Origin of the sequence: Frigidibacter sp. (assembly GCF_030695035.1) — a bacterium.
In the GTDB taxonomy this organism is placed as follows: Bacteria; Pseudomonadota; Alphaproteobacteria; order Rhodobacterales; family Rhodobacteraceae; genus Frigidibacter.
The window spans coordinates 336,956-353,371 of sequence record NZ_JAUYTT010000010.1; the positions used below are offsets into that span (position 1 = coordinate 336,956).

General features: G+C 66.7%; 15 protein-coding genes, 1 tRNA gene and 1 pseudogene. 11 read left to right on the top strand and 6 right to left on the bottom strand.

Annotated features, from left to right (window positions below; all coding sequences use genetic code 11):
• Positions 1-148: 148 nt before the first annotated feature.
• From Q8S30_RS10795 to parA, 8 genes and pseudogenes are all read left to right on the top strand, one after another.
• Positions 149-1,870 carry a cation:proton antiporter gene (locus Q8S30_RS10795; RefSeq protein WP_305666021.1) on the top strand — a complete coding sequence of 574 codons (1,722 nt, stop codon included), beginning with the start codon at positions 149-151 and terminating at the stop codon, positions 1,868-1,870.
• A 173-nt stretch (positions 1,871-2,043) separates the two neighbouring features.
• A pseudogene (locus Q8S30_RS10800) lies at positions 2,044-2,278 on the top strand (putative 2-aminoethylphosphonate ABC transporter ATP-binding protein); the annotation flags it as partial.
• 139 nt (positions 2,279-2,417) lie between these two features.
• Positions 2,418-2,494 (top strand) — tRNA-His (locus Q8S30_RS10805).
• 427 nt (positions 2,495-2,921) lie between these two features.
• A complete protein-coding gene (locus Q8S30_RS10810) occupies positions 2,922-4,517 on the top strand; it encodes a glucan biosynthesis protein (protein WP_305666022.1) in 1,596 nt (531 codons plus the stop codon).
• Complete coding sequence (locus Q8S30_RS10815) at positions 4,514-4,696, top strand: hypothetical protein (protein WP_305666023.1); 183 nt, start codon at positions 4,514-4,516, stop codon at positions 4,694-4,696. Before Q8S30_RS10810 ends, Q8S30_RS10815 begins: the two co-directional genes overlap by 4 nt.
• A gap of 3 nt (positions 4,697-4,699) precedes the next feature.
• Positions 4,700-6,532 carry a glucans biosynthesis glucosyltransferase MdoH gene (gene mdoH, locus Q8S30_RS10820; protein ID WP_371135500.1) on the top strand — a complete coding sequence of 611 codons (1,833 nt, stop codon included), beginning with the start codon at positions 4,700-4,702 and terminating at the stop codon, positions 6,530-6,532.
• A 4-nt stretch (positions 6,533-6,536) separates the two neighbouring features.
• The gene (locus Q8S30_RS10825) at positions 6,537-7,661 is read left to right on the top strand and encodes an OpgC family protein (protein ID WP_305666024.1); all 1,125 of its coding nucleotides are present in this window, start codon (positions 6,537-6,539) and stop codon (positions 7,659-7,661) included.
• Positions 7,662-7,738: 77 nt separating this feature from the next.
• Entirely contained in the window at positions 7,739-8,371 is a 633-nt protein-coding gene (gene parA / locus Q8S30_RS10830; RefSeq protein ID WP_305666025.1) for a ParA family partition ATPase, read from the top strand.
• A 21-nt stretch (positions 8,372-8,392) separates the two neighbouring features.
• Here parA and Q8S30_RS10835 read toward each other — a convergent pair whose 3' ends face one another.
• A complete protein-coding gene (locus Q8S30_RS10835; protein WP_305666026.1) occupies positions 8,393-8,581 on the bottom strand; it encodes a hypothetical protein in 189 nt (62 codons plus the stop codon).
• Between the two features lies 1 nt (position 8,582).
• Positions 8,583-8,888: a hypothetical protein gene (locus Q8S30_RS10840; protein ID WP_305666027.1), complete on the bottom strand. Its 306-nt coding sequence runs from the start codon at positions 8,886-8,888 to the stop codon at positions 8,583-8,585.
• An 82-nt stretch (positions 8,889-8,970) separates the two neighbouring features.
• Between Q8S30_RS10840 and Q8S30_RS10845 the strand changes: the two genes are divergently transcribed.
• Positions 8,971-9,288 (top strand): antibiotic biosynthesis monooxygenase, encoded by a 318-nt coding sequence (locus Q8S30_RS10845; RefSeq protein WP_305666028.1) that lies wholly within the window; start codon positions 8,971-8,973, stop codon positions 9,286-9,288.
• Between the two features lie 38 nt (positions 9,289-9,326).
• The gene (locus Q8S30_RS10850) at positions 9,327-9,599 is read left to right on the top strand and encodes a GlsB/YeaQ/YmgE family stress response membrane protein (RefSeq protein WP_305666029.1); all 273 of its coding nucleotides are present in this window, start codon (positions 9,327-9,329) and stop codon (positions 9,597-9,599) included.
• A 72-nt stretch (positions 9,600-9,671) separates the two neighbouring features.
• Here Q8S30_RS10850 and Q8S30_RS10855 read toward each other — a convergent pair whose 3' ends face one another.
• On the bottom strand, positions 9,672-10,382 hold the full coding sequence (locus tag Q8S30_RS10855) for a hypothetical protein (RefSeq protein WP_305666030.1): 711 nt from the start codon (positions 10,380-10,382) through the stop codon (positions 9,672-9,674).
• 266 nt (positions 10,383-10,648) lie between these two features.
• The gene (gene uvrB / locus Q8S30_RS10860; protein ID WP_305666031.1) at positions 10,649-12,829 is read right to left on the bottom strand and encodes an excinuclease ABC subunit UvrB; all 2,181 of its coding nucleotides are present in this window, start codon (positions 12,827-12,829) and stop codon (positions 10,649-10,651) included.
• Positions 12,830-13,196: 367 nt separating this feature from the next.
• Between uvrB and Q8S30_RS10865 the strand changes: the two genes are divergently transcribed.
• Positions 13,197-13,508, top strand: a complete 312-nt coding sequence (locus Q8S30_RS10865) for an ETC complex I subunit (protein WP_305666032.1) — start codon at positions 13,197-13,199, stop codon at positions 13,506-13,508.
• A 293-nt stretch (positions 13,509-13,801) separates the two neighbouring features.
• Here Q8S30_RS10865 and Q8S30_RS10870 read toward each other — a convergent pair whose 3' ends face one another.
• Both Q8S30_RS10870 and Q8S30_RS10875 read right to left on the bottom strand, forming a co-directional pair.
• Complete coding sequence (locus tag Q8S30_RS10870; RefSeq protein WP_305666033.1) at positions 13,802-14,773, bottom strand: pirin family protein; 972 nt, start codon at positions 14,771-14,773, stop codon at positions 13,802-13,804.
• Positions 14,770-16,410 carry an MFS transporter gene (locus tag Q8S30_RS10875; protein ID WP_305666034.1) on the bottom strand — a complete coding sequence of 547 codons (1,641 nt, stop codon included), beginning with the start codon at positions 16,408-16,410 and terminating at the stop codon, positions 14,770-14,772. Before Q8S30_RS10875 ends, Q8S30_RS10870 begins: the two co-directional genes overlap by 4 nt.
• Between the last annotated feature and the right edge of the window lie 6 nt (positions 16,411-16,416).

Consider the following 16,416-nt stretch of genomic DNA (forward strand, 5'->3'; position numbering starts at 1 on the left):
CGCCCATCAACCTGTCCGAGGGACTTTACTTACGCTATGACAGGTTACAGGCAGTCAAACCCCATGAAAAGGCATTCGGAATGGTCTTGAGGCAGTATCGACCCGCGCGCGCCTGCGCAGCAGCGTCCAGCTGGGCGGCCACGAGCTGATGGACCTGATCGTCCAGTCCCCCTTTACCGAGATCGCGGCGCTGCTGGTAATGGCCGCCGCCATCGGTTTCCTCGGCATCATCCTGCGCCAGCCGCTTATTGTCAGCTTCATCGCGGTCGGCCTGATCGCAGGCCCCTCGGTGCTGGACATGGTGCATTCCGACGAGCAGATCAGCCTGCTGTCGGAACTGGGCATCGCCGTGCTGCTGTTCCTCGTCGGCATCAAGCTCGATGTGAAGCTGATCCGCTCGCTTGGCGCGGTCTCGCTGCTCACCGGGCTGGGGCAGGTCGCCTTCACCTCGATCTTCGGCTTCCTGATCGGCCTCGCGCTCGGGCTCGGCGCCGTCACCAGCCTCTATGTGGCGGTCGCGCTGACCTTCTCCTCGACCATCATCATCGTGAAACTGCTCTCGGACAAACGCGAGATCGACAGCCTGCATGGCCAGATCGCCCTTGGCTTCCTGATCGTGCAGGACCTTGTCGTGGTGCTGGCGATGATCGTGCTCTCGGCCATCGGCATCGGGTCGGCCGAAGACGGGCATGGCGGCGGGTCGGTGACGACGGTTCTGCTCTCGGGCGTGGCGATGGTGGCGCTGGTCGTCCTGTTCGTGCGCTATGTCGCCAACCCGCTGACAGAGCGTCTGGCCCGCGCGCCAGAGCTTCTGGTGATCTTCGCCATCGCCATGGCGGCGATGTTCGCGGCCATTGGCGATATCGTCGGGCTCGGCAAGGAGGTGGGCGGCCTGCTGGCCGGCGTCGCCCTCGCGTCGACACCCTACCGCGAGACCATTGCGGCGCGTCTGGCCCCGCTGCGCGACTTCCTGCTGCTGTTCTTCTTCATCGCCCTCGGCTCGGCGCTGGACCTGTCGCTTCTGGGCAGCCACGTCACCGGCGCCATCGTCTTCTCGATCTTCGTGCTGATCGGTAACCCGCTGATCGTCCTCGCCATCATGGGGGCGATGGGCTACCGCAAGCGCACCGGCTTTCTGGCCGGCCTGACCGTCGCGCAGATCAGTGAGTTCTCGTTGATCTTCGTCGCCATGGGCGTCTCGCTTGGCCATGTGCAAGAGGATGCGCTCGGCCTCGTCACCATGGTCGGCCTCGTGACCATCGCCGCCTCCACCTACATGATCACCTATTCGCACCAGCTCTACGCCCTGTTCGAGCGGTTTCTGGGCGTGTTCGAGCGCAGGGGCACCCCGCGTGAGCCCTCCGAGGCGGGCGCGCACCGCGATGACGGGCCCAAGGTCATCATCTTCGGTCTGGGTCGCTTTGGTACCGCCATCGGGATGCGCCTGCACAAGCGCGGCATCAAGGTGCTGGGGGTGGACTTCAACCCGCTGGCCGTGCGGCGCTGGCGCGAGCTTGGCCTTGAGACAGAGTTCGGGGACGCGACCGATCCCGAGTTCATCGCCGAACTTCCTCTGCCGCGGGCAGAATGGATCGTCTCCACCGTGCCGATCCATCCCACCGGCCTCAGCCATGAGGATACCCGCACCACCCTGATCCAGCTGACCCGCAGCTCTGGCTTCCGCGGACGGATCGCCGTCGCCTCGCATCACCCGCGCGACACCGAAGAGCTGTTTGGCTCGGGCGCCGATCTGGTGCTGGAGCCGTTCCAGGACGCCGCCGACCGCGCGGTCGACCTGCTCTGCGGTGCCGCGGAAGAGGAAAGGACCGAGATCCCCGCGATCGATACCGAGGAGCATCAGGCGTCATAGAGGCCCAAGGTGGACGGCGGTGGACCGGACACGAAGCCAGCAAGTCGGGATCCGCGCCCCGGATCGCAGCGACCGCGAACCGGGATGCGTGCAATGTCCGGCGGCGCGCCGACCCGCGCGGGTAATCGTGCCCGGTGGGGCCGCCTGCCGTTGGTGGCGTTGGCACGAGTTGCATCGAGCTGCGGATGCTGTTGCTGGACGAGCCCTTTGGCGCGCTGGATGCCAAGGTCCGCAAGGAGCCGCGCGACATCCATGACGAGGCTGGGCTGACGACGGTCTTTGTGACCCCATGACCAGGACGAGGCGATGCAACTGGCCGATCTCGTGGTGGTGATATCGATGGGCAGGATCAAGCAGATCGGCAAGCCGCAGGACATCCGCGCGAGGCCGGCATCGGCCTTCGTGCGGAGTTTGTCACCGCCTGAGCCGCGGCGACACGCGGGCTGCGCAAGCCGGCGGCGGCGCTGCGGGCTGCGCATCCAGCAGCCATTCCCCTTGCACGGGGCCCTTGCATTCGATCAGCGCAGCCGCTAAATGCGCCCGCAGTGCCGCCTTAGCTCAGTTGGTTAGAGCACCAGATTGTGGATCTGGGGGTCACCCGTTCGAGCCGGGTAGGCGGTACCATTCCTTAGACACCGATGTTTTGGACTGCTGCGGCGTCTGCCGACCTGTCGGTCAGGTTTTTCCGACTTGCCCGCCGTGGCCGCGCATGAACGTGGGCCGCGCGGCCCTTGATTTGCAGCGTGACGATGCCCAGATGACCGCGTTGGCCCAGACCGTTTCCCCGTGGCATTTTTGCGTGGGACGGCAAGGTTTTGCGCATTGCAGCATGAAGGTGCTGCACCTGCGAAGGGACTGCGCTATGAGTGGTCGAACGGGGTGTGAAACAAGGTTGCGATTCGGGCCGGGCGAGGCTCGGCGCTGCAGGAAAGCCAGGCCGGCCAAGGCGCCGGAGACAACAGTCAGAACGGTTAGGTTCCGCCGTTGACGGGAACCAGCATTACGATCGTCAGACAGAATGAGAACAAGAAACGACACCCCCTCCCTTACAATGACCCGGCGCGGACTGTTTGGTTCGGCCGCATGTAGCGCCTTCATGATCGTTGCCGGCCAGCCGGGCTGGGCTCAGGAGGCTGCGCCGGCCGAAGCGCCGGCGGCCGAGCCTGTGCCTGCTGCGCCGCCACCTCCGCCGCCCTTCTCCTATGACCTGCTGACCGAGTCGATGCGCGAGCGGGCTCTGCACGACCCCGAGCCGGTGCCGCCGCTGGAAGGCTTCCTGGCCGACCTTGGCTATGACGAATATCGCCAGATCAACTTTCTGCCGGACCGCGCCCGTTGGGCGGTGCCGGGCAGTCAGTTCCGGGTGCAGGCCTATCACATGGGCTGGCTCTTCGCCGAGCCGGTGCGGATATTCGACGTGGTCGATGGCACCGCGCAGGAGGTCGTTTTCTCGACTGACGATTTCGAATACCGGCACGAACTCGGCGAACGGGTGCCCCATCACTTCAACCTGCCCGGCGTGGCGGGCTTCCGGATGCACTATCCGCTGAACCGCGCCGATGTACTGGACGAACTGGTGTCCTTTGTCGGTGCCAGCTATTTCCGCGCGCTTGGCCGGGGCAACAGCTATGGCCTTTCGGCCCGCGGTCTGGCCATCAATACCGGCCTGCCGGGGGGCGAGGAGTTTCCGCGCTTCACCGCGTTCTATCTGGAACGCCCTCTGGAGGGCGCGCAGCAGGTTGTGGTGAATGCGGCGCTGGAAAGCCCCAGCGTCACCGGCGCCTACCGCTTCGTCATCACCCCCGGGTCGGACACGGTGATGGAGGTGACGGCGCGGCTGTTCTTCCGCGCCGATGTGGCGCAGCTGGGTGTGGCACCGCTGACTTCGATGTTCCTCTATGCCGCGAACAACCGCGAGGCCTTTGCCGATTACCGCCCCAAAGTGCATGACAGCGACGGGCTGATGATCACCCGGCCGAATGGCGAGGTGCTGTGGCGCGCGCTGAACAACCCGCCGCGGCTGTCGGTCTCGGTTCTGGCCGAGCCTGCTATGAACAGCTTCGGGCTTTATCAGCGCGACCGTGATTTCGAGCATTATCAGGATGCCGAGGCGCGCTATGAGAAGCGGCCCTCGCTGGCGGTGGAGCCGCTTGGCGACTGGGGTGCTGGATCGGTGCGGCTGGTCGAGATCCCGTCGGACCTTGAGGTCAACGACAATATCGTCGCCTTCTGGGCGCCGGATGAGGCCATTCGCGCCGGCGAAATGCGGGAGTTCCGCTACCGCCTGCACTGGGGCGCGCTGACGCCCGATCCGAACGGCGATCTGGCCTGGGTGGCGGATACCCGCGCAGGCAGCGGCGGTGTTTCGGGCGCCGAGGCGGAACCGGGGACGCGGAAGTTTGTTGTGGACTTCGAAGGCGGCGTGCTGGGACAGCTTCCCGCAGATGCCGAAGTCGCGCCCGTGGTCAACATCATGGGCGGCGAGGCCTTGACCACGGTGCTGTCGAAGATCGACGGAACCCGGATCTGGCGTCTTGTCGTGGATGTCCGCGGCCGGCCCGGAACTGTAACAGAGATGGTTGCCCATGTTGCTGGGTATGACCGCAAATTGACCGAAACCTGGCTGTATCAATGGGTGCAGGAATGAGCTTTGAGAAGGGCGACATGCTAATGCAGGACGCCGATCACGTCGGAACCACTATCGGGGCGCTGCCGACTGCCCCCCTTGCCATGCCCCGTCAGGTGCTGGAACGGTCAAGCACGCTCTGGTCGCGGCTGATGGCCGTGTTCGGGGCCGGGATCCGAACCCGCAGGCTTGGAAGCTAAGCCTTGTCGCCCCGGCAGACGAGCCTGCCCCGGACTTGGGCTGCGCGCAGCCTTGCGCTGGTGCTGGCCATTGGCCTTGGCTTTGCCGCGGGCGCACTCTTCTTGCAATACGGCTCGGGTGACGGGCTGCAGGCGATGGACTGGTTGCGCAGCGGGTTGATCCTGCTGTCCACCTTCTGGCTGTCCTGGGGCGCCTGTCAGGGCCTGCTGGGGCTGTTCTCGCGCAGCAGCCCGACGGTCATTCCCGCCTTGGCGGAGGACGTGCCCGTAATCCGCGGGCGCACGGCCATTCTGGTCCCGGTCTATAATGAAGAGCCGGCCCCGGTGCTGGCGCGGGTGGCGGCGATGGATGCCTCGCTCGCCGCGCTTGGGCTGACCGAGAAGTTCGACTTCGCCATCCTCTCCGACACCCGCAATGACGAGATCGCCGCGGCAGAGCGCCGCTGGTTCCTGCGGCTGATCGCCGAGCGGGGGGGCGAGGGGCGGATGTTCTACCGCCGCCGCGCGGTGAACACCGGCAAGAAGGCAGGCAATATCGAGGATTTCATCGAGCGGTCGGGCGCAGCCTATGAGTTTGCGCTGATCCTAGATGCCGACAGCCTGATGGAGGGCGGCACCATCGCCGAGATGGTGCGGCGGATGGAGGCGGACCCGAAGCTGGGCCTGCTGCAATCGCTGCCCAAGGTCATCGAGGCGAACTCGCGTTTTGGCCGCGCCATGCAGTTCTCGGCCAGCTTCTACTCGCCGATCTTCGCCCGCGGGCTGGCCACGCTGCAAGGCTATACCGGCCCGTTCTGGGGCCATAACGCGATGGTGCGGGTGGAGGCCTTTGCCCAAAGCTGCGGCCTGCCGGTGCTGGCGGGCGATCCGCCCTTTGGCGGGCACATCATGAGCCATGACTATGTCGAGGCGGCGCTGTTGGCGCGGGCTGGCTGGACGGTGCGGGTGGATGTCGATCTGGAGGGCTCGTTCGAGGAGGGGCCAGAGAACATCATCGACTATGCCAAGCGCGACCGCCGCTGGTGCCAGGGCAACCTGCAGCACGCGCGACTGCTGATGGCGCCGGAGCTGAAGCCGTGGAGCCGCTTCGTGTTCCTGCAGGGCATCCTTGCCTATATCGCGCCGCTGTTCTGGCTGGGCTTCATCACCGCCTCGATCGCCGCCATCGTGCTGGCACCGGAGCTGGACTATTTCCCCACCCCCTATGAACAGCTGTTCCCGACCTTCCCGCATAATGACACCGCCAAGGCAGTGGAGCTTGCCATCGGCATCTTCGGCCTGCTGCTGCTGCCCAAGCTGCTGATCGCCGCCCATGCCGCATGGACCGGTCGCGCCCGCGGCTTTGGCGGCGGCTGGACCGGTCTGCGGTCCACGTTGACCGAGCTGCTGTTTTCCAGCGTGATCGCGCCGGTGATGCTGATGTATCAGACCCGCTCGGTGGCGCAGGTGATGTTCGGGCTCGACAGCGGCTGGCCGACCAACAACCGCGGCGATGGCACGCTTGGCATTTCCGAGGCCTGGGCCAACAGCCGCTGGATCGCGCTGACGGGCCTTGCCGGGCTGCTGTTCGTCTGGTGGCTGACGCCGGTGCTGGTGGCCTGGCTGCTGCCGGTGGGCCTGCCGATGCTGTTCGCGCCGCAACTGATCGCCTGGTCCTCGCAGCGTAGTGGGCCGGCCCGCACGGGCGGGGCGCGGCTGTTCACGGTGCCGGCCGAGATCGCGCCAAGCCCGGTGATCCTGGCCTGGAAGCACATCCTCGCCGTCTGGACCGGAACGGCCGGGGCCGAGGTGCCAACCACCGGACCAGCGCCCGAGCCCGCCACCGCCTATGCCTGATCCCATGCCGTCCGTGCGCGATGCGCGGCTTGACGTGCTGCGCGGGCTGGCGCTGGTGATGATCTTCATCAACCACGTCCCGAACACCGCCTGGGAGGGCTGGACCAGCCGCAACTTCGGCTTCTCCGATGCTGCCGAGGGGTTCGTGTTCATGTCCGGCCTCGCCGCCGGGCTGGCCTATTCGGGCGGCTTCCGGCGCGCGCCGTTCTGGCCGGCGATCACAAGGGTCTGGGGCCGGGCCTGGACGCTGATCCTGGTGCATATGACGGTGACGGTGATAGCCCTCGGGATCACGGGCGCGGCGGTGAAGTTGTGGGGCCTGCCCGAGATGGCCGAGATCAACAACGTGCCGCCGCTGCTGGCCGATCCCTTGGCGGGGTTTCTGGGGCTGGCGCTGCTGTCGCATCAGCTGGGCTACATGAACATCCTGCCGCTTTATGCCGTGCTGCTGGCGGCGACCCCGGCGCTGCTCTGGGCCGCGCTGCGCGCGCCCTTGGCGCTCGTCGCAGTCTCGGCGGCGGTCTGGCTGGTGGCGGGCAGCCTGCGCATCGCGCCGCCAACCTATCCGACCGAGTCGATCTGGTTCTTCAATCCGCTGTCCTGGCAGCTGCTGTTCGTGCTTGGGCTTACTTCCGGCACGGCGATGAAGCGTGGCCAGCGCCTGGTTCCGGTGCGGCGCTGGCTGGTGGCGCTGTCGGCTGCTGTCGTGCTTGGCATCATGGTCTGGGCGATCTGGGACGATCTGGGCGCGCGGCTGAATACGGGCATGTTCGCGCTGCGCGATACATGGCTGCCGGATTTCTTGTTCGACTATGACAAGACCTTTGTCTCCGGCCCCCGCCTGCTGCATTTCCTTGCGCTGGCCTATCTGCTCTCGGCCCTGCCCATCGTCCGCCGCGCCTGTGCGCACCGGGTTGCCTGGCCCTTGGCGGTGCTGGGGCGGCACGGGCTGACGGTGTTCGCGCTTGGCACGGTGCTGGCCTTTTCGGGGCAGGCGGTGAAACTCGCCGGCCTGCGCGTGGGACTGGAGCGGGATCTGGCGCTGGACACCGCGATCCTGACTGCGGGCCTCGGGCTGCAACTCGCGGTGGCGATGGTGCGCGAGCGGGCGGCAGAGCGGCGGCGGTGAGAGGCGCGGCAACTTATCCCGTGCAATCGCTGGCGCCCCTGTTATGCTGCGCTGCAGCGTAAAGGGTGGGAGAGCCGATGGCTGGCAAGGTGATAGCGGTGGCGCAGCAGAAGGGCGGATCGGGCAAAACCACGATCGCCGTCAATCTGGCAGTGGCCTTCATGCAGCAGGGCGCGAAGGTGTCCTTGCTCGATACCGATCCGCAGGGCAGCCTCGGCCGCTGGTTCATGGCGCGGCGCGAGCGGCTTGGCGATCCTGGCATGGAGTTTTCCACCTCTTCGGCCTGGGGTGTCGGCTATGAATGCGAAAAGCTGCGCCGCGATGCCGATTTCATCCTTGTCGACACGCCGCCCAAGGTCGATGCCGACCTGCGCCCGACGCTGCGCGAGGCCGACCTGATCCTGATCCCCGTCGCCTCCAGCCATGTCGACCTGTGGGCCACCGAGGGTGTGCTGGATCTGGCGCGGCGCGAGAGAAAGCGCACGACCGTGGTGCTGAACCGCGCCAAGGCCGGCACCCGTCTGGGCGAGGAGGTGGCCGAAGCCGCCGCCGCGCTGGAGGCCGAGCTGGCCGAGACACGGTTGGCGAACCGTATCGTCTATGCCGAAACGCTGGGGGTGGGGCTGGGGGTGCTGGAATCGCCGCGCCGCGGGCCGGCCTGTGACGAGATCCGCCGTCTGGCCGCCGAGGTGCAGGCGCTGCTGGCCTGAAGCGCCCTTATCCGGGCGCGGTCATTCGGCCTTGTTGCCGGGGCCGAACAGCATCCACCACGCATAGCCCGCCGCCCCGCCGAACAGCAGCGCCCATCCGGGATTGCCGCCGTAAAGCTCGAACGCCGCCCAGAGTGCGGGCGCGATCACCACGGCGCGCCGGCGCCAGAGCGGGCGGAAGAACGGGTCGGCGGGGTCGAGGAATTTCATCTTACTCGCTTTCGGCTGCTTCCGGCTCGGGGAATGGCCCCGCGAGTTCCGCGGCGCTGCTTTGCTTGTCGAAGACACAGGCATAGCGTTCCGAGGCGCCTTCGGGCAAGGCCAGCGTGATCAGCGCGACGCCGTAGCTGGCCGATCCGAAGGGCTCCACCTCGACCGTCGGCTCGCCCGGGCCGATGATCAGCGCGCGGCAGGCGCTGTCCACCTCGGCGCGGAAGGCCTCCCAGGCATCATCCGAGCTTGCGGCGGCGGGCAGGGCGAGCAGCGTGATCACGGCGGCGGTCATGAGGCGGAGCATCGGAATTTCCTTTCGAGCCGGTCGCACAGGGATGCACGACTCGGGCCAAACTGCCACAGTGGTCGCCAGAGGAGGAGCCAAGATGACCACAATTTCCCGCGAGACCACCTGCCAGACGGTGCTGACCACCTTCGAGATGACGCCGGGCACCTGCGGCGACCTGCAAGAGGCGCTGGCCGCCGCCTATGCCGAGTTCATCCGCCACCAGCCCGGCTTCATCTCGGGTGCCATCCATGTCAACGACGCGCAGACGCGGATTGCCAGCTACAGCCAGTGGCAAAGACGCGAGGATTTCCAGGCAATGCTGCGCACAGCAGAAATGCGGGAACGCAACCGGGCCATTGCGGCGTTGTGTTCAAGATTCGAGCCGGTGATGTATGAGGTGGCAGAGGTGTTCTGACACGGGCCGGCTCGACATTTGAGGGAAAGGAACACGGCATGGAAGGTTTCGTGGAAGCACTGGGCTGGGTGGCATTGGTGCTGCTGGTGGTGGTCGGGCTGATGGCCGGCTGGGGCGCCAGTGCGCTGTCGGGCGGGCGTCACATGGGCCGGTATCTGCTGGTCGGCGTGGTGACGGCGCTGGCGGTGCCGCTGCTGGTGGTCGCTGCAGGGATCGGCGCGCTGGCCGCATCGGGCATCGTGATGGTGCTGCTGGTCGCGGCTGTCGGCTCGGTCGTGGTGCTGGCGCTGGTGCGGCTGCTGTTCGACTGAGGGCGGGGCAGGGGGCGCCGGGTGGCGCCCCTCCGGCCTACGGCGTGCAAGGCTGGAACTCTTTGTCCTGCTTCAGAACTCCAGCCAGGTGCCCAGCTTCAGCGCTGTGTCGCCTTCGCCCTGAACCGGCGCCGACACACCCAGCAGCAGCTTGCCGCGCCGGCCGACTTCGCGCACCGCCGAGGCGGTGAGCCGGGCGGTGGTCTCGCCGTCCACCACCCGCTCCATCTGCAGCTGCCCCATCACGATCAGCCCGGGCCGGGCCGTTGCACCAAGCGTCAGGTCCAGCTTGGCGCTGGCGGTGGTCAGCAGCGTGCCGTCCACGTCCAGCACCAGTGTCGGCGGCCAGTCCTGGGACAGGCCCACACCCATGCGCAGCTGCGGCTCCACCGCCAACCAGCCTGGGCCGAGCGGGGTACCAAGGCTGCGGCCCCACGCGCCGCCCATCATGCCATAGGCCTGCGGCGCATCGCCGGTCTCAACGCCGATCCCACTGGAAAAGGCTAGCCGCCCGGGGCCGTCCTGCCTGCCGACGGCGCGCTGGAGGAAGATCAGTCCGGTCTGCTTGCCTTCCCCGTTGCCCAGATCGAGCCCCAGCGTCCAGCGCGGGGTAAGCCCGTATTCCGCATAAAGCGCGGTCCAGCCCGCGCCGTCCTTGCCGGTTTCCCCCGCCGTCTCATGCGAGAAGGACAGGAACAGATCGCCTTTCGCGCGCGGCCAGGGGCCGGCGGCTGCGGCGATGGGGGACAGGCAGAGCGCCCCCAGCAGGAGCAGGAGACACAAGCGCACGAGCGTAGACCGCAGCCTCGGCAGGCGCAGCACGGACCGGTGCGGGGGAAGATGCAGGACCATCGGCTGCCTCCTGTCCCCGCAAGACTGCAGGAGGCGTGGTTAACAATGCGTTAAGGCCCGGCATCGGCATCGGCGGGGCGGCGGGTTGCACGCCCGGAGAATCTTGCGCGAGAAATATTCGAAAAGGTCAATGCATCACACTTAGAAAGCCACAACAGAGCGCAGCAGATTGCATAAATGCAAGCCGAGCGGGCTGCCTACCGCCCCCGCCGTGCCTTGCCGCCGCGCATCCCGCCCCGTCCGCCGGTGCTGCGGCCCGATCCCTTCACCGCCGCCTCTGCCGCTTCCTCCACCACCGACTGCCGCGCCAGCGGATCATCGGCAATCGCCAGCTCCACCGCTTCCAGCCGCTTCACCTCGTCGCGCAGCCGTGCCGCCTCCTCGAACTCGAGGTTCTCGGCCGCCTTGCGCATCGCCACCCGCATCGCATCCAGATGCGCGGCCAGATTGCCGCCCACCATCGCCTTGCCGATCTTGGCGGTGACGCGCGACTGGTCGGTATCGCCCTGCCACAGGCCCGAGAGCACATCATCGACATTCTTGCGGATCGTGGTCGGGGTGATGCCATGCTCCTCGTTATAGGCGACCTGCTTGGCGCGGCGGCGGTCAGTCTCGCGCATCGCGCGTTCCATGCTGCCGGTGATCCGGTCGGCATACATGATCACCCGGCCTTCGGAGTTTCGCGCCGCCCGGCCGATGGTCTGGATCAGCGAGGTTTCCGACCGCAGGAAGCCTTCCTTATCCGCATCCAGAATCGCCACCAGCCCGCATTCGGGGATATCCAGCCCCTCGCGCAGCAGGTTGATGCCGATGAGCACGTCGAACGCCCCCAGCCGCAGGTCGCGCAGGATCTCGATCCGCTCGATGGTGTCGATGTCGCTGTGCATGTAGCGCACCCGGATGCCCTGTTCGTGCATGTATTCGGTCAGATCCTCGGACATGCGCTTGGTCAGCGTCGTCACCAGCGTGCGGAACCCGGCCTGCGAGACCTTGCGCACCTCGTCCAGGAGGTCATCGACCTGCATGGAGACCGGGCGGATTTCGACCATCGGGTCGATCAGGCCGGTGGGGCGGATCACCTGTTCGGTGAAGGTGCCGCCGGTCTGCTCCAGCTCCCAGGCGGCAGGCGTGGCCGACACGAACACCGATTGCGGGCGCATCGCGTCCCATTCCTCGAATTTCAGCGGGCGGTTGTCCATGCAGGAGGGCAGGCGGAAGCCATGCTCGGCCAGCGTGAACTTGCGCCGGTAGTCGCCCTTGTACATCGCGCCGATCTGCGGGACCGAGACGTGGGATTCGTCCGCGAAGACGATGGCATTGTCGGGGATGAATTCGAACAGCGTCGGCGGCGGTTCACCGGGCGCGCGCCCCGTGAGGTAGCGGCTGTAATTCTCGATGCCGTTGCACACGCCCGTCGCCTCGAGCATCTCAAGATCGAAGGTGCAGCGCTGCTCCAGCCTCTGCGCCTCGAGCAGTTTCCCCTCGTCGTTCAGCTGCGCCAGCCGCAGGGTCAGTTCCTTGCGGATGCCCTTGGTGGCCTGCTGCATGGTCGGGCGCGGGGTGACGTAGTGGCTGTTGGCATAGATGCGGATCTGCTTGAAACTGTCGGTCTTGGCGCCGGTCAGCGGGTCAAACTCGGTGATCGCCTCCAGCTCTTCGCCGAAGAAGGAAAACCGCCAGGCCCGGTCCTCAAGGTGGGCGGGCCAGACCTCGACACTGTCGCCGCGCACCCGGAAGGCACCGCGGGCGAAGGCGGCATCGAGGCGCTTGTATTGCTGGGCCACCAGCTCCTGAATGAAGGCGCGCTGTTCGTAGATCTGCCCGACGACCATGTCCTGCGTCATCGCCGAATAGGTCTCGACCGAGCCGATGCCGTAGATGCAGCTGACCGAGGCGACGATGATCACGTCATCCCGCTCCAGCAGCGCCCGGGTCGCCGAGTGGCGCATCCGGTCGATCTGCTCGTTGATCTGGGATTCCTTCTCGATATAGGTATCCGACCGCGCGACATAGGCTTCGGGCTGGTAGTAGTCATAGTAGCTGACGAAGTATTCGACGGCATTCTCGGGGAAGAAACCCTTGAACTCGCCGTAGAGCTGCGCTGCCAGCGTCTTGTTGGGGGCAAGGATGATCGCGGGGCGCTGCGTCTCCTCGATAATCTTGGCCATGGTGAAGGTCTTGCCGGTGCCGGTGGCCCCCAGCAGCACCTGGTCGCGCTCGCCCGACCGCACGCCCTCGGCCAGTTCCGCGATGGCCATGGGCTGGTCGCCCGCCGGCTGGAACGGGCTGTGCATGACGAAGCGGCGGCCGCCCTCCAGCTTGGGGCGGGTCAGCACATCGGGGCGGTGCATCGGCATGTTCATGTTGTTGTGGGGCATGGCGAGACCTGTTGCTGCGGCCGTCCTAATTTGATCTGTTTTTGTTCCGGTTCAAGCGCTGATCGCCCGGGAAGGGGCGTTTTGGGGCACGAGTTTCGGGCAGGTTACCGGATTGCCCCGCATTTTCAGCACTTGGGCCCGGCGGGGCCCCGCGAATCCGTTGCGCGGCGGGGCCGATGGTCCTACTTTGTTCCTGCAAGCAGCAATAAGGCTGCCGACCGGGTGCACCACCCACCCACCCCTCGCTCCCACGCCCGGTCGGCAGTCGCTCTCCTGCGCTCGCAGGCGCTTCGCCGCACCCGCATTGTGCTTGCAGAGCCGCCCGGTTTTGCCGATAACAGCCCTGTCTCAGAAGGAGGGTTCAGCCATGCGAGTGCGTATCTACCAGCCAGCCAGAACCGCCATGCAGTCCGGTGCCGCGAAGACCAAGACCTGGGTGCTCGACTACGCCCCTGCCGCCGCGCGCGAGATCGACCCGCTGATGGGTTGGACCAGCTCTGACGACACCCAAAGCCAGGTGCGCCTGCGCTTCGACACCCGCGAAGCCGCCGAGGATTATGCGCGCGAGCATGGGCTGTCGTATGACGTGCTGGAACCCCACCGCCGCAAGCAGAACATCCGTGTGCGAGGCTATGGCGAGAATTTTGCCACCGACCGCCGGGGCGCCTGGACGCACTGAAGCTTGTAGCTCGGGGCATAGTTGCTGCCGAGTTGGCTAGCGTTTGCCAGAGTGCTGCCTTGGGGACGTAGGGGAGACCGCGGCCCAGCAAGGTGCCCGCGGTGCCTTTGGATGGATGCACGGGGCCGTAACCGCCGACATGCCGCTCGGCCTTGACCCCGATCCGATGAGCCCTGCGCCGCTGCGCGAGTCGGGCACCCGTTCGGCACGATCAAGGCCTCCGGCGGCCGATGGACGAATCCGCAGCCTGACATTGCCTCCCTGCGGCTTAAAAGTCAGGCTGCGGCTTCAGGTCAGCGCGTTTTCCAGTCCAAGGGGCGCGTGCGCTCCAGCTCATCCGTGATCGGCGTGAATTCGAGATCGTCGCCTGGGGGAAGGTGGAATGGTCCGTTGGTCCAGTCGGCAGCTTTCCACGCCTCCTTCGCCTGCTCGATCCGGTCTTTCGAGGAGGACACGAAATTCCACCACATATACCTCTTTTCGTTCAGGGTAGCGCCGCCGAGGGCCATCAGCCGCGCGCCCTGTTCGCCGGCAGTGACGGTAATCTTGTCGCCGGGGCGAAAGACCAGCATGCGGCCGGCCTCGAACCTGTCGCCGGCGACGTCGATCTGGCCCTGCGTGATATAGATCCCCCGGTCCTCGTGATCGTCGGGCAGCGGAAAGCGCGCACCCGGCTGCAGGACGACATCCAGATAGAAGGTCTCGGACGGCATCGTCACCGGGCTTTGCTCGCCATAGGCCGTGCCGAGGACCAGGCGGGCCTCGGCGCCTCCGTCGCGCAGGACCGGCAGCGCGGCCTCCTTGTGATGGTGAAATTCGGGGGCCTTGTCTTCCTGATCCTCGGGCAATGCGATCCAGGTCTGGATCCCGAACAGCTTGTGGCGCGTGGCGCGGGTCGCCGCGCTTGTGCGTTCCGAATGCGTCACGCCGCGCCCAGCGACCATCCAGTTCACCTCGCCGGGATAGATCATCTGCCGGGTGCCCAGGCTGTCGCGATGCTCGAACTCGCCCTGATAGAGATAGGTGACCGTTCCGAGGCCGATATGAGGGTGGGGGCGCACGTCGATGCCACCCTCGGTGATGAACTCTGCCGGGCCCATCTGGTCGAAGAAGATGAAGGGGCCGACCATCTGCCGGTCCGGCGCCGGCAGGGCGCGCCGCACTTCGAACCCGCCAAGATCGCGGGCGCGGGGGATGATCAGCGTTTCCAGCGCATCGGTGCCGGTCGCGGGGCATTCGGGGTTTTGCGTGGGGTTCCAGCTCATGTTGTGTCCTTCGTCTGTGATGCGGCGCCTTGGCCGGGGGCGATGTAATGGCGGACGATCGGGCCGTCCGGGTGCAGGTGCAGACGGCGCAGGCCGGTATGGGCGTCCATGTCGGAACGGGTCACCCGGTCATGCTGCTCCAGATGCTCAGTCCAGCTTGGGAGGTGGAAGGTTTCGAGCCAGATCTCCGGGTCCTCGACGCTCTGGTGCAGATGCCAGGCGGTGGCACCATTGCGCATCCGCTCTGTCCCGGCGGCCGTGAGCGCGCCGACAAAGGTCGCGCGGTCCTGCTCGGCGATCCGGTATTCCACGGTCACCATCGCGGCCTGATCGTCCTGCTGACCCTCGGCCGGGACAGGCGCCTGGGGCCAGGCGGCGGCGGGGCGGTAATCCAGCGCCTCGCCCTGACCGATGGCAAAGCGCCGGGTCGCCAGCAGCCCCACGCCAAGCCCCGCTGCCGCGATCAAAAGCGCGAGGCGGATCGAACTGGCCTGTGCGATCTGCCCCCATAGGAACGAGCCGAAGGACATCGAGCCGGAAAAGACCATGAGGAACACGGCGAGCCCGCGGGCCCGCACCCAATCGGGCAGGGCGGTCTGCGCGGAAACGTTGAACGAGGTCAGGACGGCGATCCAGCTGATCCCGCCCAGAAATGCCGCCGCCATCAGCATGACGGGGATCTGCGCGCCCGCCATGATCAGCAGCGCAAGCACCGTACCACCCGTTCCGATGCGCACGACGATATTCGCATCGAACGTCCGCTGAAGCCGGGGCAGCGCCAGTGCGCCCGTGACAGCGCCGGCGCCGATCAGCGCCATGAGGATCCCGTAGAGCTGTGCGCCGCCGCCCTCCGCCCCGCGTGCGATCAGCGGCAGCAGCGACCAATAGGCCGAGGCTGACAGGAAGAACGCGGCCGCACGGATGACGGTCGCCAGCATCGCGGCATTGTGGCGGACATGGCGCAGGCCCGTGGCCATGTCTGCGCCCAGGCTGCCGTGACGGCGGCGCGGGGGCGGGGTATCAGGGTGCCAGACCATCAGGGCTGCCAGAATGACGATGAAGCTGAGGGCGTTCACCGCAAAGGGCGCGGCCAGCCCCACGCTGGCGATCAGGACGCCCGCCACGGCCGGCCCGATGGCCCGGCTGATATTGATGCCCATCGAGTTCAGCGCGATGGCGGGCCTCAGCGCCTCGCGCGGAACAAGCTGTGGCACCACTGCCTGCATGGCCGGTCCGGCAAAGGCCGCACCGGTGCCGATGGCGAGGGTGAACAGGATCAGCAGGGCAGGCGTCATCGCCCCAAGCCAGACCAGGGCCGCAAGGATCGTCACGACGCCGGCAAGGATGATGTTGATCACGATCAGCATCCGTCGCTTGTTCATCCGGTCCGCCAAGGCCCCTGCCAGCAGCGCAAAGCAGAACACCGGCAGCGTGGTCGCGGCCTGCACAAGCGTCACGACGGCCGGGCTGGGATTCATCGTCGTCATCAGCCAGCCCGCGCCGACATCGTGCATCCATGTGCCGGTATTCGAGATCAGCGTCGCGGTCCATAAAAGCGAAAAGGCACCGTAGGAGAAGGGGGCAAAGGCACCGACTGCGGGCTTGGCGGCGCTGAGGGGCTTACCACTGGATGACATCGGCCG

Coding starts and splice junctions, on each gene's coding strand:
- Q8S30_RS10845 (WP_305666028.1), top strand. CDS start 8,971: ATGACCACAATTTCCCGCGAGACCACCTGCCAGACGGTGCTGACCACC.
- Q8S30_RS10840 (WP_305666027.1), bottom strand. CDS start 8,888: ATGCTCCGCCTCATGACCGCCGCCGTGATCACGCTGCTCGCCCTGCCC.
- Q8S30_RS10865 (WP_305666032.1), top strand. CDS start 13,197: ATGCGAGTGCGTATCTACCAGCCAGCCAGAACCGCCATGCAGTCCGGT.
- uvrB (WP_305666031.1), bottom strand. CDS start 12,829: ATGCCCCACAACAACATGAACATGCCGATGCACCGCCCCGATGTGCTG.
- parA (WP_305666025.1), top strand. CDS start 7,739: ATGGCTGGCAAGGTGATAGCGGTGGCGCAGCAGAAGGGCGGATCGGGC.
- Q8S30_RS10795 (WP_305666021.1), top strand. CDS start 149: ATGGACCTGATCGTCCAGTCCCCCTTTACCGAGATCGCGGCGCTGCTG.
- Q8S30_RS10850 (WP_305666029.1), top strand. CDS start 9,327: ATGGAAGGTTTCGTGGAAGCACTGGGCTGGGTGGCATTGGTGCTGCTG.
- Q8S30_RS10825 (WP_305666024.1), top strand. CDS start 6,537: ATGCCGTCCGTGCGCGATGCGCGGCTTGACGTGCTGCGCGGGCTGGCG.
- Q8S30_RS10835 (WP_305666026.1), bottom strand. CDS start 8,581: ATGAAATTCCTCGACCCCGCCGACCCGTTCTTCCGCCCGCTCTGGCGC.
- Q8S30_RS10815 (WP_305666023.1), top strand. CDS start 4,514: ATGAGCTTTGAGAAGGGCGACATGCTAATGCAGGACGCCGATCACGTC.
- Q8S30_RS10875 (WP_305666034.1), bottom strand. CDS start 16,410: ATGTCATCCAGTGGTAAGCCCCTCAGCGCCGCCAAGCCCGCAGTCGGT.
- Q8S30_RS10810 (WP_305666022.1), top strand. CDS start 2,922: ATGACCCGGCGCGGACTGTTTGGTTCGGCCGCATGTAGCGCCTTCATG.
- Q8S30_RS10870 (WP_305666033.1), bottom strand. CDS start 14,773: ATGAGCTGGAACCCCACGCAAAACCCCGAATGCCCCGCGACCGGCACC.